Here is a 16,568-nt window from a genome sequence, read left to right on the forward strand (position 1 = left end):
ACTCGATCATGGACGACCGTCAACACGCCTTCCTGGCCCGCCAGCCTTCTGCTGCCTTGCAAACCCGCGAACACTTCTGGGGCATGCCCAAGCGCGGCCTGGCGTTCCTGTTGGCCAACGTCATGTTCTGGCAACCGCTGTGGGCCCAGGCCGAGGGGATCGTGGTCAGCGCACCGGGTACTGGTCTGGACCGGGCCGGTAACGGCGTGCCCATCGTCAACATCGCCAAACCCAACGGCAACGGTCTGTCCCACAATCAGTTCAAGGACTACAACGTCGGCAGCAACGGCGTAATCCTCAACAACGCCACCGCCCGCACCCAGTCCACCCAGTTGGGCGGGATCATCCTCGGCAACTCGAACCTCAACGGCGCGGCGGCCAAGACCATCCTCAACGAAGTCAACGGCGGCAACCCTAGCCAGTTGCGCGGCTACACCGAAGTGGCGGGGCAGTCGGCTCATGTCATCGTCGCCAACCCTTATGGCATCAGTTGCAACGGTTGCGGTTTCATCAACAGCCCGAAGGTGACCCTGAGCACCGGCAAACCGGTGGTGGAAAACGGTCGGCTGGATCGCTACCAGGTGGATAAAGGCAGCGTTGCCATCGAAGGCGCAGGCCTCAACGCTAACAACGTCGACCACTTCGAAATCATCACTCGCAGCGCCAAGATCAATGCCGAGATCCAGGCGAAAAATCTGACGATTGTGGCCGGGCGCAATGACGTCAACGCCACCACCCTCAACGCCACTGCCCGGGCCGAGGACGGCAGCGCCAAACCGCAACTGGCCATCGACTCGTCGGCGCTGGGTGGGATGTATGCCGGGGCGATCAAATTGGTGGGCACCGAAGCCGGGGTCGGCGTGAAGCTGGACGGCAAGCTAATCGCCAGTGGCGGCGACATCCAGCTCGACGCCAACGGCCATCTGAGCCTGGTCGACACCTCGGCCACTGGCGCCGTCAAGGTCAAGGCTGCGAGCCTCGACGCCCGTGGTCCGGTCTACGCCGGCACCACGTTGAACGCGCAAACCCAGGGCAACCTGACCAACCAGAAAACCCTCGCAGCGCGTAACACCATCACCCTGGGCGCCGGTGGGCAGTTGAGTAACAACGGCATCATTGAGGCCGGGGTCAATGCCGACAACTCGCGCAATGCGGCGGGGGATGTGAGCCTCACGGCGCAAAACCTCAGCAACAACGGCAAGAGCGTGATCGCCAGCCGCAATCTGACGGCCAATGTTACAAAGACCCTGAACAACCAGGGCGGGACCTTGAGCGCCGGGCAAACCGGCACGGTAAAAGCCGGGACGTTGGATAACCAGAACAAGGGGCGGGTGCTGAGCAGCGGCGCGCTGAGCGTGACGGTCAGTCAGGTGTTCAACACCAATGGAGTAATCAACAGCACCGGGAATCTGACCGGGGCGATCGGCCAACTGAATAACAGTAACGGCGAAATCTCCAGTGCCGGCATCACCCGCCTCAACGGCACCGCACTGAATAACCGTAGCGGTCAGATCCTCGGCGACCTAGGCCTGAGCATCGACCTCAGCGGCGCTCTGGACAATCGCGATGGTCTGCTGGGCTCGGGCAAAAACGTTGACCTACGCGCGGCCAGCCTCGACAACCGTGACGCTGGGGTGGTGGTCAGTGACGGCACCCTTACCACTCGTATCAGCGGTTTGCTGGATAACCAGAACAAAGGTGAAATCGTCGCCAAGGGCGCGATGGATGTGCGTAGCGCTAGCTTCGACAATCGAGGCGGCAAGATCAGCGGCAAAGACACCCTGACCGTAACCGGCCATTCGACCGATAACCGTGGTGGCGTGATCCAGGCGGACAAGCACCTGAAACTTCAGGTCGGTCAGTTGGATAACCGTGATAAAGGTCTGATCAGTGGCAAGACCGGCATCGCCTATGAAGGCACACGCCTGGACAACGCTGGTGGCTTGTTGAGTGCCGTAGGGCCGGTCACCCTCAATGCCGATGAAGTGCAAAACGCGGCCGGACGGATCTCGAGCCAGAACGACCTCACCGCCACCATCGGTCTACTGCAACAGCAGGGCGGTGAACTGGTCGCCCAGGGCAATCTGAAGCTGACCGGTACTACCCTCGATAACCGCAATGGCGGGTTGATCGGCACCACTAAAGCGCTGACGTTGAAGGTCGAGGACATTGACAACCGCGCCGGCGAGCTGTCCAGCAGTCTGTTGTTGGACATCGACGGCCAGCGTCTGGACAACAGTGAAGCAGGAAAAATTCTTGCCGCTACCGATCTGGAAGTGGCCGTTGCCAAACTGATCAACCAGAACAAAGGCCTCATCGTTGCTCAGGGTTCGACGGTCCTCAGCGGTGCAACGCTGGACAACAGCGGTGGCAGCCTTAACAGCCTGAAAGGGCTGGACATCACCCTCGACGATGCCTTGCTCAATACCCAGGGGTTGATCAACAGTGAAGGGGCGCTGACCGTCAACGCTCAGAGCCTGGACAACACCGGTGCGACCCTTGGCAGCGCCGGTGCGTTGTCCGTAACCAGTCGTGGCGCCTTGCTCAACCGCGGCGGCTCGATCAGCACCGACAGCACATTGATGGTCGACAGCGTCAGCCTGGACAACAGCCAGAAAGGCCTGATCTCCGGCAAAGACACCACCACCGTCACCACTGGCGATATGAATAACAGTCAGGGTGGTCGGTTCATTAGCGGTACCACCCTGGATCTCACCGCCAAGCAGGTCAACAATGCCGCCGGACGCATTGCCAGCCAAAAAGCCTTGACCGCTTCGGTCACCGGGCTTGATCAACAGGGCGGTGAGTTGTTCAGCCAAACCAGCCTGAGCCTGGACCTGAACAACGGTCAACTGAACAACCAGGGTGGGTTGATTAACGCGCCGTTGCTGATGCTGAAAAACCTCAGCGGCGTGAACAACCAGAGCGGCGAGATATCCAGCCAGCAGGCGTTCAAGGTAACCGCCAGCGACCTGAACAACAACGGTGGCAAACTGCTGAGCAACCAAGGCCTGACCCTGCGCATTACGCAGGCCCTGGATAACATCAAGGGGGTGATCTCCGCTGCTTCTCTGGACAGTCGCAGCGCAAACCTCAACAACAATGAAGGCCTGATCAGCAGCTTCGATCGACTGGAACTGCGAACCGACAAAGCTCTGGATAACCAGAGCGGCACCGTGGTCGCTGACGGTGAGCTTCTGCTGGTCGCCGAAACCCTGAATAACCGCACCGGTGAAATCGCCGGCAAGGCTGACGCCATTGTTCAGGTGGCGTCTCTGGACAACAGCAAAGGCCAACTGATCACGACCGGCACCTTGCAGGTCACCGCCGACACGCTCGATAACCGCTTGAACGGTCTGCTGGGCGCAAGCCAAGCCATGACCCTGACGGTTGATGACGTCGATAACCGTGGCGGCGAACTCACCACTAATTCTGACTTGTCGATCATCGGCAAGAAATTCGATAACCGCGATGGTGGCAAGGCCTTCGCCGGCCAAGCTATGAAGCTGACCATCGATCAACTGCTCAACGGCAACAGAGGCCTGCTTAGCGCCACCACCACCCTGAACGTTGAGGGGCGTTCGCTGGATAACACCGGCGGCAATCTGTTGAGTGTGCAGGGCATACACCTGGACCTGACCGACGCATTCGACAACAGCCAGGGCCAGGTCAGCAGCGAAGGCACCTTGACCGTCGAGACCGGCGAACTGATCAACACCCAAGGCAGTCTTTCCAGTGCGGCCGATCTGAAACTCACCAGCGACACGCGCATCAACAACCAGGGTGGCAACCTGATCACCGATGGCGCGCTCACGCTGAACAGTGCCAGCCTCGACAACCGCCAGAGTGGCAGCATCAGCGGCAAGGGCGCGGTAACGGTCACCACCGGCGCGTTCGACAACAGCCAGGGCGGTCGTGTGACCAGTGCCGCCACGCTGGACCTCATCGCGGGCCAGGTCACTAACCAGGAAGACGGCCGTATCGGCAGTCAGGGCGCCTTGACCGCGTCGGTCACTGGCCTTGATCAGCAGGGCGGCAAGTTGTTCAGCAATACCCGCCTCAGTCTGGACATGCACAATGGCCAACTCAACAATCAGGGCGGCTTGATCAACACACCGGGCGCTCTGCTGCTCAAGCAACTCAACGGCATCAACAACCAGGGCGGTGAAATTTCCAGCGCCCAAGCATTCACCCTGACCGCACAGAACCTGGACAACAGCGGCGGCAAACTGCTGAGCAACCAGGCGTTGACTTTGCGCATCACCAACGTGATGAACAACCTCAAGGGTCAGATCGGCGCGGCGGCCCTTGATGTACGGGCGGCCAGTTTGAACAACAGCGGCGGTAGCTTGGTCAGCCGAGGCAATCTGGAACTGACCTCCGATGGCTTGTTGCGCAACGACACTCAGGGTCTGATCAGTGCGGCCCAGACCCTCACGCTCACCAGTGGTGATTTCAACAACCAGGGCGGCACGGTGCTCGGCGTCGACGCTGTCACCCTCGACACCCAGGCGCTGAACAACCGTGAAGGCGGATTGATCAACAGCCAGGGCAATCTGACGCTGACCGGCACCCAACTGGACTCCAGCAACGATGGCGAAGTCTCGGCCAAGGGCGATATCAACCTGACGCTGGCCGGCCTGACCCAGCAGGCCGGACGCTTGCTCGGGGACAAGGCCGTCACCGTGGACCTTGCCAACGGCGACTTTGACAACAGCAATGGGCTGCTGACCGCCAAGGGACCGCTGACCTTCAACCGTCTGCGTGACCTCAACAACCAGAAAGGGGAAATATCCAGCAGCCAGGGGTTCAATGTCATCGGCCGCGCCTTGAACAACAGTTCTGGCAAGTTGATCAGCAGCCAGCAATTGGGCGTCGCCGGCACGACTCTGATCAACCAGAAAGGGCTGATCTCTGGTTGGCAAGGCCTGACCGTTGAAGGCGACAGCCTGGATAACCGCGACAACGGCACGCTTTCGAGTCGCAGCGGTGATGTTGCCGTGGACCTCAAGGAGGCGCTGCTCAACAGCAATGCCGGTGCATTGGCCAGCCAGGGCAAACTCAGCGTCAAATCAAAGAGCCTGGACAACAGCAACAAAGGCATCCTCAGCAGTGGCGCGGGGCAGACACTAGAGCTTGAAGGCGAGCTCAAGAATGGCCAAGGCGGCCTCATTGACAGTAGCGCGGGGCTTGATATCACCGCCACCGGGTTGACCAACGTCGGTGGTGCCGTCAACGCGCAACAGTCCATCAATGCCGATATGAACTCCCTGGATAACCGCGCTGGGCAGATCGTTGGCAATGCTGCACTGACGCTGAGCCTGCTCGGTAGCTTGAACAACAATGACGGCAAACTGGCCGGCGCCGGCCCGATGCTGATTAAGGGCGTGACCGATCTCAGCAACCAGAAAGGTCAACTCGCCGGCCAAAGCACACTGACCTTGCTGACCCAAACCCTGGACAACAGCCTAGGCGGGACTGTCGCGGCCAACGATGCTCTGCTGGTCACAGCCAGCGGTGCGGTGCGCAACAACGCCAACGGACTGATCTACAGCCAGAAGGCCGACGTGCAGGTCCAGGCGGGCAGCCTCCTCAACGGCAAAGGCACGATTCAGGGCGAGAACGGCCTGACCCTCGATATCAGCGGCGACTTTGATAACCAGAGCGGCAAAGTCATCGCTCAAAGCGGAACGACCTTCGTCAAGGCCGCCAATATCGACAACCGTGGTGGCATATTGTCGAGCATCGCGGGCGCGTTGGAAGCTCGGACCGTTGGCGTATTGCGCAACGGTTATGACCTCAATAACAGCAATCAGCGCGGTATCATCCAGGGCCAGGCATTGAAACTCACCGCCCTGGCCGGCCTGAACAACATCGGCGGATGGATCTCGGCGCAAGGCTCCGACGCCAGCGTTACCAGCGCTGCCTTCGAAAACCGAGAGGGCGCGCTCTACGCCAAGGGCCTGGCCGGCGTGATTGGCACAAGCCTGAACAACGCCAGCGGTCAGATTGCCGGTGACACTGTCAACTTGAGCCTCACCGGAGCCTTGAACAACCGCGCCGGTATCATCGAAAGCGACACCCAACTGACCACCAAGGCGATCAGCCTCGATAACCAGGCCGGACAGCTTCGTTCACTCGGCAACACAGGCAAAACCAGCTTCCAGATTGGCGGCCTGCTGGACAACCGTAATGGTGTCCTGGAAACCGCCAACACCGACCTCACACTGGCCGTCGGCAGCTTCCTCAACGGCGGCGGTCAACTCAACCACGTAGGCCTTGGCACGTTCGATATCTCCACCGCCAACGTGATGGGTGCCGGCGGCGGTATCACCACCGGCGGTACGTTGGCTCTGAATGCCGACACCTGGACCAACTCCAGCGTGATCCAGGCCGGGCGGTTGAACGTCAACGTCAACAACTTCACCCAGACGGCCAGCGGCCAACTGTTGGCCACCAGGCATTTGCAAGGCCGCGGGACAAACTGGATCAACAACGGACTGATCGCCAGCGACGCCAGCCTGGATCTGCAACTGGGCGGTAGCTATGGCGGCAACGGTCGGGTGTCGAGCCTTGGCGACCTGTACCTGAGCGCTGCGCAGTTGAACCTCAATGCGGCCTCCAGCATTGCCGGTGGCGGTGCCACCACGGTCAAGGTTGGCGGACAGCTAAGCAATGCGGGCAGGTTGACATCCAATGGGGGGCTGACTGTTGAGGCGGGGAGCCTGAACAACACCGGCACCCTGGGCAGCGCGCAGTCATTGCGGGTAAAAACGCCTTCTTTGATGAACGACCATGGGCTGATTTTTAGCGGGGATGACACCGCGCTGGAAGTCGGCAGCGTGACCAACAGTTATGGCGACTTCTACAGCCTGGGTGATCTCATTGTTAAAGGCTATAACGGCGCGGCGCGGGCCAATGTGCTGGAGAACATCTCCGGGGTCATGGAAAGCGCCGGGGACATGTCCATCAATGCCACGACCCTGAACAACCGTGGCGAAAAATTCGAAGTTGCCCGCAAGCTGATCTCGTCATTCATTGCCGTGCATTGCAATGATTGCAGCGGCGACACCTATTACGTCGACTACGGGTTGCGTGAAATCTACGAAGGGTCAGTGGTCGACCAGTCGCCAACGGCCAAACTGACCGCAGGCGGTAACTTCACCTTCAATGGTGGGGACTTCCTCAACAGCCGCAGCGAAGTGACGGCGGCTCGTAACATCACCATCGCGGCCAACAACTTCAGCAATATCGGTGCGGCCAGTGGAACCATCGAGCGCACACGGATTTTCAGTGCGCCGGGGATTACCGACGGTACGCATAACCGGTTTGCCCTTGGGGCGATGTGGGAGTTCAACAAGCGCAACGACAACGGGCCGTTGACCTTTCACTACATCGATGATGTCGGGCAATTTCGAACCACCGACTACGCGATGGAAAGGTACTACCAAAAAGGTAGTGAAGAGGAGCGCATGATCCTGGTGGATAGCGTAACCAGGCGCAAACTGGATAGATATGGCGCATGGCATAAGCCTGAGCGCTATGAAACGTCCGAATACGACCCCGACAACCTGCTGCCTCTTCCTGCCCAGCTCACCCGCTTTAACGTGAGCAGCGACGTGGAAGTTTCCCGGGATGGAGGCTCTGTTCAATCGGCTATCGTCCAGGCGGGTGGCAAGGTCAGCATCAATGCGGCGCAAAACCTGAGCAACAGCGTCGTACACGAAGATTATGCCTTCAGCGCGGGTGTTGATCGTCGGCAGAACACGCTGGGTGGTGGCACCGGGAAACCGTTACTGGTGCATCTCAACAGCCAACTACCGCCTGATCTTTCCAAGCAACAGGTCAATCCATTGAGCCTGCCGGGTTTCGTATTGCCGACGGGGCAAAATGGGCTGTTTCGCCTTAGTGATCAGGGGGCGACAACCAAGTCGATTTCCTTGGCACCGACGGGGTCGCAGGGCTGGAGTCTGAGCAGTGCAAACGTCGATGCGTTACAACGTACGACGGTTGTTGCCGATGGCCCGCGCACCCTATCGGTCAACGGCCCTGCCGCCGTTTCAGACAGCCAGCGGGCTGTCCTTCCGGTAAAGCGTGTGCCGTTGCAGGCCATGGAAAACGCCAGTGCTTTTGACGCCTCGGTTCTTTCTGCCGCAACCGGAGCCGGCCTGAGCATCGACATCAAGGCGACGTCGCTCAAGCAACCTGTTAACCGTGTCACCGGTCTGCCGGACACCAAAACACCCTCCAACGCCCACAAATACCTGATCGAAACCAATCCGGTACTTACCAACCTCAACCAGTTCATGAGTTCGGATTATCTGCTGAAAAACCTGGGTTACGATCCAGATACTGCCGCCAAACGCCTGGGTGATGGCCTTTACGAACAGCGCCTTGTCCAGCAGGCCGTCGTCGCTCGCACCGGCCAGCGTTTCATCGATGGCCAGACCTCCGACGAAGCGATGTTCAAGTACCTCATGAACAACGCCATCGCCAGCAAGGATCAACTGAACCTGGCGGTGGGCGTAACCCTCACCGCACAGCAGGTCGCCGCCCTGACCCATGACATCGTTTGGCTCGAAGAGCATGAAGTGAATGGCGAGAAAGTGTTGGTGCCGGTGCTGTACATGGCCAACGCCAACAACCGGTTGGCCGCCAACGGCGCGTTGATTCAAGGCACTGATGTAACGCTGATCGCGGGCAAGGACCTGACCAACTCCGGGACGTTGCGGGCCAGTAACAATCTCTCCGCCACTGCGGGCAATGACCTGGTTAATAGCGGGTTGGTGGAAGCGGGGAATCGGCTGGACCTGCTGGCCGGCAACAACTTGGTGAACAAAGCCGGCGGGATTATCGCCGGGCGTGATGTGAACCTCGTGGCGGTCAGTGGCGACGTGATTAACGAGCGTACCGCGACGACGCTGGACTCACGGTACTCCAGCACCACGCTACACCGCGATTATGTCGACAGCGCCGCCCGGATCGAAGCCGCCAACGATCTGACGATCTCGGCCGGCCGTGATGCCGTCAATGCCGGTGGGGTGATGAAAAGTGGCGGCGATACGTACATTGATGCTACTCGCGACATCAGTGCTCTTGCCGTGCAAGAGCGCGACTCTGGCAGCCAGTCTCGCTTCCGTAACGAAACGATCACCCAGCACAGCGCCAGCATCGAAGCTGGGCGGGACCTGACGCTCAAGAGCGGACGCGACATAGCCGTGGTCGCCAGTGACATCGCGGCCAAGCGCGACGTGTCGATGACCGCGGCCGGAAACCTGCTGCTGTCTTCCGCTGCCGATGAAAGTCACAGCTATTCCAGAATCCGCAAGACAACCCGTCAGCAAGACAAGGTCACTCAAGTGGCTGCCACCGTCGAGGCGGGGGGCGACGTATCGCTTAGTGCCGGCGGTGACATGGCGTTGGTGTCCAGCCGGATAACGGCGCGGGACGAAGCGTATCTGGTGGCGGCAGGAAAAGTCGAACTGCTTGCGGCGCAGAACAGCAGCTATTCGCTGTACGACATGAAGAAAAAAGGCAGTTGGGGTAGCAAGAAAACCCAACGCGATGAAGTCACCCACGTCACCAATATCGGTACGCAAATCAGCACCGGTGGTGATCTGACCGTGCTCAGCGGTGGTGACCAACGCTATCAGGTGGCCAAGCTTGAAAGTGCTCAGGACATCAACTTGACCAGTGGCGGCGCCATCACCTTTGAAGGCGTTAAGGACCTCCATCAGGAGAGCCATCAGAAAAGCCGCAACAGTATGACCTGGAACTCCGCCAAGGGGCGCGGTAACACCGACGAAACCTTGCGCCAAAGCCAACTGATCGCCCAGGGCGACCTGGTCATCAACGCCGTCAATGGCTTGAATATCGACATCAAGAAGATCAACCAGAACACCGTCAGCCAGACCATCGACGCCATGGTCAAGGCCGATCCGCAGTTGGCCTGGCTCAAGGAAGCCGAGGCGCGTGGCGATGTGGATTGGCAGTTGATCAAGGAAACCCACGAGTCGTTCAAATACAGCAGCTCGGGCATGGGGCCGGCGGCGATGCTGGCGGTGATTATTATCGTCACTGTTCTGACGGCCGGCACGGCAAGCGCAGCGGTGGGAACAGCAGCGAGTGCGACGGCGGGCTCAGGCACGGCGATGGCGGCAAGCGGGATCGCATCCGGTGCAGCGCTTACGGGGGGAGCTGCCGTTGGTTCCACTGTTGGGGCCGGGCTGGGGAACATAATGGCCTCCGCTGTGCTGACTTCAATGGCCAGCGGCGCAGCGGTCAGTGCGATTAATAATCAAGGTAACGTGGGTGCAGTCTTCAAGGATGTCTTTTCATCCGAGAGCCTGAAAGGCTATGTGCTGGCAGGTGCATCAGCGGGGATCGCATCGCAGTTCGGGTTTAGTGCTACGGATCTGAAGTTTGATCTCGCCAGCGCACAGAGCGTGGCGATCAAAGTGGCCGCTGACGCTGCCGCTAAGACAGCAATCATGGGGGGGAGTCTGAAGGACAACCTGGTGGCTTCTGCGTTGGGTTCGGCCATCAGTATTGGTGGGGCGGTTTCGGCCAATAAAATTGGTGATATCACTGTCTTTGACGACGGCAAACTTTCAAAAGTTGTGATGCATGCGGCGCTGGGTGGATTGATGGCGGAGGCCATGGGCGGGGATTTCCGCACAGGCGCTATTGCTGCTGGGGCGAATGAGGCGTTGGTGGACGCTCTTGCCGACAAATTATTACCGGTCGGCGTAGATAGAAACAGCCTGGAATATCAGCAAGGCGTAACAAAACTGCTCGCGGCCTCCCAACTCATAGGCGTATTGACGGCGGCCTTTACAGGGGGCGATGCATCTGCCGCTGCGGCAGTGACGGCAAACGCAACGCAGTACAACAACCTCGACCACCCATCAGCAGAGCGCCTGCTCAAAGAGCTTCAGGGTTGTCGGACGACAGGAGGTTGTAGCGCCGCGAACATCCGCGAAATTGTCGGGCGCTATGAAGAACTATCTGCTCAGCGTTCCATGGCCATCAATGCCTGCGAAAGTAGAGCTTGCGTAGAAGGCATCCAGAAAAGCGCGGTTTCGCTGGAGGCTCCCGTCGCCAAGGATCTACTGGACTTCCTGCGGCGTAACGTCTCTTACGATATGGCTGGGTTGCTTACAGGGAACCCTGGGGCTGTTGCCGTTCCATCGCAGGGGGTTGATGGCTGGGGAGCGCTGTTTACCTCAGATAAGCAAATGGCCTTTGCGAAGAACCTCAAGGAAGGCTGGTTGACGCCGAGCGAGTTGGCGGGGGTCGATCAATGGGTTAAGGAAACCAGTTGGCTTGATCAACAGGCTGGACGGCAGTTGTCGCTGAATGAGCGAGCGACGTTGTTGACCGAGCTGAAGATTACCCTGGGTATGGCTATTCTGGGTAAAAGCTCGGTAGGCAGTGCGGGTAATGGTGGTACAAAAGGTATAATTAAAGCGAGTGAAACGATTGGTCAGCCAGTAGAGGCCGTTATAGGTGGGCGTAAGCGACTATTACGGGTTGATATTGAACCTAATGGTAAGCTTCAAATACAGTCGGGCGGAGGGAAAGACTCGATCGTAGACTTCAGACCGGATCTATCTAAACCATTGGCCCCCCAGATTAATACAGCATTCAAACGACTGCCCCAGTCAGCAAGAGATCAATTGGTCAAAAACGCTGAGAAAGGCCTGAAACGTTTACAAGAGACAGGAAATATGTAGTGAAAAATAGATACGCTGTGGTTTTGGATGCGGGATCTATCTTGCCTGACAGAGCATTCTTGATCAGTCAGGCTTGGGGGGATGTGCCTGTCTCCTATGTCCAAGATCATGAATTTATCAATGAGTGCAGTTTTCTAGACTTGAAAGTCAACAAGTGGGAAATAGATAGTCGATGGAGTATCAAGCAGGAAAGTGAGCCCTGGATAAGAATTGAAGTATTTAAAGGGCAAGCGCTGGAGGAGTACTTGCTGAATGAAGGCTGTCCTTTGTCTATAGAGGCCGCACGCGAAACACTTATCATCTTTGGGTTGGACGAGGGCGGTACGTCTGTAGACGACATGCTGTTACTACGTCTGGTGTCAGTTTTTTATGGCCGCTTCAGGGTCTACAGATGGTCTGATTGTATTGAAGAGATGAGCGAAAATACAATTGCCTATCTACCGGCGCTAAATGTTGTTCGCGAGCGACTGAATAAGTGTGAGTAGGCCGTAAAGAGACAGGGGCAGGAGCATTTTATGGGGCGGTAGGGGGGTGACCAAAAAAGGGAAAAAGGGGAGGAAAAAGGGGACAGATTTGAATGGCACTTACTTAACAGCTAACTAGCTGATACGACTACGGAAAAGATGAAAAAAGGCTGGCCTTGGTCTACGGTGATAGTTGCGAACACACACTGACTGTCTGAAACGGGCGACCGCCAAGTCGCCCAGTTTCCTTTATTCCGCAGCCTGCGCCCGTAACCGCCTCCCAATCACATCCATAACATCACACCCGTCGCGCAGCGCTATCGTCAGCATTTTGCAAAAGTCAGAAAGCACCAGAGTATCGGAGCTGATATCCGAACGAAACGCGATGTTTTCCAATAACTGGGTCACGGTTCGGATGCGGTAATCAGCAGTTTCGAAAAGGACGTCGAGGGGGGCTTCGGTGTCGATGAGCAGGGTGGCCGGGGTGCAGTCGATTCCAGTGATGGGCATGTATCTGGTCATAATCAGAGCCTCGAAAGTGATGAGTCTCTCTGTAGATCGGGTCGCCAAACCCGGCCGCCTTTTTGGGCGACGAGGGACTATAGGGCGATCTGCTCTTGAGCTACAAGACACCGCTTTCCGTGCTTCATGTAGGACCTTTGGCCTAGCGGTTGTCGGCTTTGGGTCAGGCAACGCAGGCGACTGCTGCGCAGTCGGGCGGGAGCAAGCTCCCTCGCCACGGGGCGGTGCTCGGCCTGAGTATTGTGTTTTAGCCGTATCAGCAGCCATGTGGGCTTGGTCTCTTCATACCTCATCGCGATAACGGAACAAATCCCCGTTTCCTTTACTACGACCTGTTGTAATCCTATCTGTCCGTTTCGCAGGAGTTTTCCACCTCTGTGCAGGATCTTTCGTACTTTTTTACGGGATGCGTCTGATTTTAGAAGGACGGCTTCGACAGTAGTCTTCGGTAAACAGACACCCGCGTCGAACCATCGTCTCGATCAAAGCGTTGATTGGCATGGTCGTGTCCACCGAACGGGGCGGCAATGTGATCCACATCATCTCCCCCCGAAAAGCCACTAAGCCGGAGGCCATAGTTTCCCTCTTCGATCCCCCCTCAATGTGGCTAGTCGTTAAATACATGTCTTGAGCGTCTTGAGGGATATCATATTTTTGTTGCGTGTTGCGCAACATGCTAGGCTTTCCCATGATCAAGTCTTTTCAACACAAAGGGCTACGCAAGCTCTTCGAAACGGGTAGTACGGCAGGCGTGCAACCCGCTCACGCCAAGCGGCTACGAATGCAGCTAGCGGCCTTGAATACAGCCATGACGATTGATGACATGGATATCCCCGGTTTCCGCCTTCACCCGCTAAAAGGCGAAATGCGTGGACGCTGGTCAGTCATGGTGAACGGCAACTGGCGGCTGACGTTCGAGTTTCGCGACGGAAACGCTTACGTCCTGGACTACGAGGATTATCACTGATGAACATGCACAACCCTCCCCATCCCGGGGAGTTCATTGCCGAGATTTATCTGGAGCCGAACGGTATCAGTGGTCGTGAGCTGGCGGAAAAGCTCGGTGTAGCTCCCTCGACACTGAGCCGTGTCTTAAAGGGCACTAGCCGTGTTTCGCCTGAAATGGCGCTGCGGCTGTCTGTAGCGCTTGGCCGTTCGCCGGAGAGTTGGCTGGCGATGCAGGATGCTTATGATCTGTGGGTGGCTCGTCAGCATGTTGATTTGTTGCAGGTAAGAAAGCTCGCTTTCGCCTGAATCAACCTCGAACGTCTCCGGACGTGGGGATTTGAGACAGACCAATCGAGATCGGCCTGTCTTTTTCAATCGTGATCTGGTCCGGTTCTCGCCTGGAAAACAGGTGGTCCTCAGTTGCCCATCTTTCATTACTTCGCTATTTACGTTGGCAGGTATAGAAGGCGACTGCCACGCAGTCGAGCGGGAGCAAGCTCCCTCGCCACGGAGATCTCGCTCGACTGGGCGGGTTGGCGCATCAGTCGTGGCAGCAACTATGAGGCTTCGCTTCCTCGTATTTATCATGATGCCGCACCCAATCCATGATTTCGTCTTCATTGCGGCCCTTGGGCGTGAGGTCGAGGTAATTGTAGGTGCCGACCAGAATGTCCAGGCCGCGGGCGTAGGTGGAGTAGGTGTGGAAGATGTCGCCGGCTTCGTTGCGATAGAAGACGCTCAGGCCTGGGAGTTCGCCTTCGGTGGTGTCGGTTTTTTCGTAGTTGTAGGTGGCTTTTCCGCTGGCGGTGTCTTCGGCTTTGAAGCTGACGCCGAAGTCGTAGTTGAAGTCGCAGCCGTTTGACGAGACCCAGTCGAAGGTCCAACCCATGCGGCGTTTGAACGGCTGGAATTCGGCGAACGGGGCGCGGGAGACGGCGACCACGGCGACGTCGTGGTGGGCCAGGTGTTGGTTGGCGCCGTCGATGTGGTCGGACAGGAACGAGCAGCCATCACAGCCTTCTGTCCAACCGGGGCCGAACATGAAGTGGTAGATGATCAGTTGGCTGCGGCCGCCGAACAGGTCGGCCAGGCTCAGTTCGCCGTGGGGGCCTTGGAAGCGGTAGGGTTTTTCGATTTTTACCCAGGGCAGGGCGCGGCGTTCGGCGCTGAGTTTGTCGCGTTCGCGGGTGAAGGCTTTTTCGTGGATCAGGTGCTGACGACGGGCGGCGAGCCATTCTTCCCGCGAGACGACGGCATGATTTTCTACGTTCATGGTGAATTCTCCTGCGTGGCAGAGCCGCTGATTCGGCACTTCTGTCAGTGGTCGTTTGGCCCTGGGTGAATTCGACAGGCCGTTGGTCGGCTTGTGAAATAGCCCACCGGTAAGCCCGGCTGAACGGCGGCGCAGCGCCTGGGTCACACTTTAAGTAGGCATCTCACTCTTTGGAGGATGGACCAAGATGACGACTTATAACTGGGACTTGATCGAGCTGTTGTTGCACGAAGTGCAGAACGGTGCCGGCCACAGCTTTACCCCTCGGCCTTATGCGGAGCGGTATGCGGCTGAGAAAGCGGCTGCAGGCGAGGAGATCGAGAACCTCGATCATCTGAAAGCGGTCGCCGGGGAGTACGAAAAGTTGCTGCTGGAGCGTGGCTATATTGAGCCTCGGCCGGAGGAAGAGGGCGGTAATGGCGAAAACTTTGTGCTGACGCCTCGTGGCTCGCGGTTGCTGAGCCTGATCGACAGCAGCATCCCGGGCAATGATCATCCGCGCCAGGTGCTGGATGAGCAGGATGATGCGCTGGATGAGTTTACTTTTGATGAGGTGGCTTCGAAGGCGCAGATTGCCTAGAGCCGAACACAGATCTGTGGGAGCGGGCTTGCTCGCGAAAGCGGCGTATCAGTCGACATAACTGTTAACTGGCATATCGCTTTCGCGAGCAAGCCCGCTCCCACATCTGTTTTCCCTCCACATTGGCTTTTAGGTGGTTTTAGGTGCGTGCCGCCTTCAGGCACTTTAAATCACTGAAATCCTTTTTCACCCGGTCGATCTTTCTCAGCAAATGTTCGCGCTGCGTCGCAGTGCTGTCGGCCATTATGTCCACCAGCAGGCTGCGGGCCTGGGCTTCGGTTTTGTCGAAGGCTTGGCGGTAGGCGGGGGTCCATAGGCTTTCGCGGTCGACCAGCAGTTGCTCGATGCGCTGGGGGAAATCGGGGCGGTGGCGCTGGGCCACGGCTTCGCTGAATTGGTTTTGCCAGTGCGCGCGGTTGGCGATCCATTGCTGGTTCTGATCGCCCAAGGCGCGAGACCAGTCCTGCACGCGTTGGCGCTGAGTTTCGCTGAGCGGGCCGAGCCAGTCATTCAGGCGTTTCTCCATGCGTTCGCTGCGTTCCTGGATTTGCTGCTGCAAGGTCGGCTTGAGGTATTGCTGCTGGCGTTTGCGCTGGTCTTTGACGAACGCGGCGTCCATGTCCGCGACCTGATCGTCGTTCAACCCCTGCAAAAGCTCGATGGCCGATGGCGTGATTTCCCGAGCGGTTTCGGCGATGGCGGCCTTGGCTTCCCGGGCACGCTGCTGCAGGGCCTGGTCGGTCACCTGATTGGTCTGCACCATGTTCTTCAAGCGGTCCAGCCAGTCAAGGTAGCCGGGCAGTTGTGTGGTGCAATGCCAGTTCAAGTGTTCATTGAGACGGTCGTTGAACCAGTCCTTTTGCTCGCCATTGATGTCCAGATAGTCGTTGAGCGTCCAGGGGATGATCAGGTCGAGATTGCGGTAGGCCAGGCCCACGCGGCTGCAGGCGGTGACGGTGAGCAGCAGGGCCATGAACAGGGCGATGCGGGTGAACCAGCGCGACATGAGCGAGTCCTTGCGAAGGCATGGGTTGCAAAGGCGTAAC

8 protein-coding genes are annotated in these 16,568 nt (G+C 58.1%); 5 read left to right on the top strand and 3 right to left on the bottom strand.

Features of this window, described 5'->3' with window-relative positions; all coding sequences use genetic code 11:
- Window positions 1–8: 8 nt before the first annotated feature.
- Both BM132_RS20320 and BM132_RS20325 read left to right on the top strand, forming a co-directional pair.
- Window positions 9–11,735, top strand: a complete 11,727-nt coding sequence (locus BM132_RS20320; RefSeq protein WP_092458288.1) for a two-partner secretion domain-containing protein — start codon at window positions 9–11, stop codon at window positions 11,733–11,735.
- Entirely contained in the window at window positions 11,735–12,220 is a 486-nt protein-coding gene (locus tag BM132_RS20325) for a hypothetical protein (protein ID WP_092458291.1), read from the top strand. Before BM132_RS20320 ends, BM132_RS20325 begins: the two co-directional genes overlap by 1 nt.
- 228 nt (window positions 12,221–12,448) lie before the next feature.
- Here the strand turns inward: BM132_RS20325 and BM132_RS20330 are convergent, their stop codons facing one another.
- Window positions 12,449–12,721, bottom strand: coding sequence for a hypothetical protein (locus tag BM132_RS20330; RefSeq protein ID WP_092458558.1), 273 nt, complete (start codon window positions 12,719–12,721; stop codon window positions 12,449–12,451).
- Window positions 12,722–13,409: 688 nt separating this feature from the next.
- On the opposite strand from BM132_RS20330, the gene BM132_RS20340 reads away from it, so the two are divergent.
- Window positions 13,410–13,688, top strand: coding sequence for a type II toxin-antitoxin system RelE/ParE family toxin (locus BM132_RS20340; RefSeq protein WP_092397757.1), 279 nt, complete (start codon window positions 13,410–13,412; stop codon window positions 13,686–13,688).
- Window positions 13,622–13,975 carry a HigA family addiction module antitoxin gene (locus BM132_RS20345; protein WP_092397435.1) on the top strand — a complete coding sequence of 118 codons (354 nt, stop codon included), beginning with the start codon at window positions 13,622–13,624 and terminating at the stop codon, window positions 13,973–13,975. The genes BM132_RS20340 and BM132_RS20345 overlap by 67 nt, the downstream gene beginning before the upstream one ends.
- A gap of 235 nt (window positions 13,976–14,210) precedes the next feature.
- On the opposite strand, the gene BM132_RS20350 is transcribed toward BM132_RS20345, so the two are convergent.
- The gene (locus BM132_RS20350; protein ID WP_092458297.1) at window positions 14,211–14,942 is read right to left on the bottom strand and encodes a DUF899 domain-containing protein; all 732 of its coding nucleotides are present in this window, start codon (window positions 14,940–14,942) and stop codon (window positions 14,211–14,213) included.
- 187 nt (window positions 14,943–15,129) lie between these two features.
- Here BM132_RS20350 and BM132_RS20355 point away from each other — a divergent pair, with 187 nt between their 5' ends.
- A complete protein-coding gene (locus BM132_RS20355; RefSeq protein WP_092397437.1) occupies window positions 15,130–15,522 on the top strand; it encodes a transcriptional regulator in 393 nt (130 codons plus the stop codon).
- Between the two features lie 139 nt (window positions 15,523–15,661).
- Here BM132_RS20355 and BM132_RS20360 read toward each other — a convergent pair whose 3' ends face one another.
- Window positions 15,662–16,528 (bottom strand): DUF6279 family lipoprotein, encoded by an 867-nt coding sequence (locus tag BM132_RS20360; protein ID WP_092458299.1) that lies wholly within the window; start codon window positions 16,526–16,528, stop codon window positions 15,662–15,664.
- Window positions 16,529–16,568 lie beyond the last annotated feature (40 nt).

Source organism: Pseudomonas sp. NFACC45, assembly GCF_900113505.1.
GTDB lineage: Bacteria > Pseudomonadota > Gammaproteobacteria > Pseudomonadales > Pseudomonadaceae > Aquipseudomonas > Aquipseudomonas tehranensis.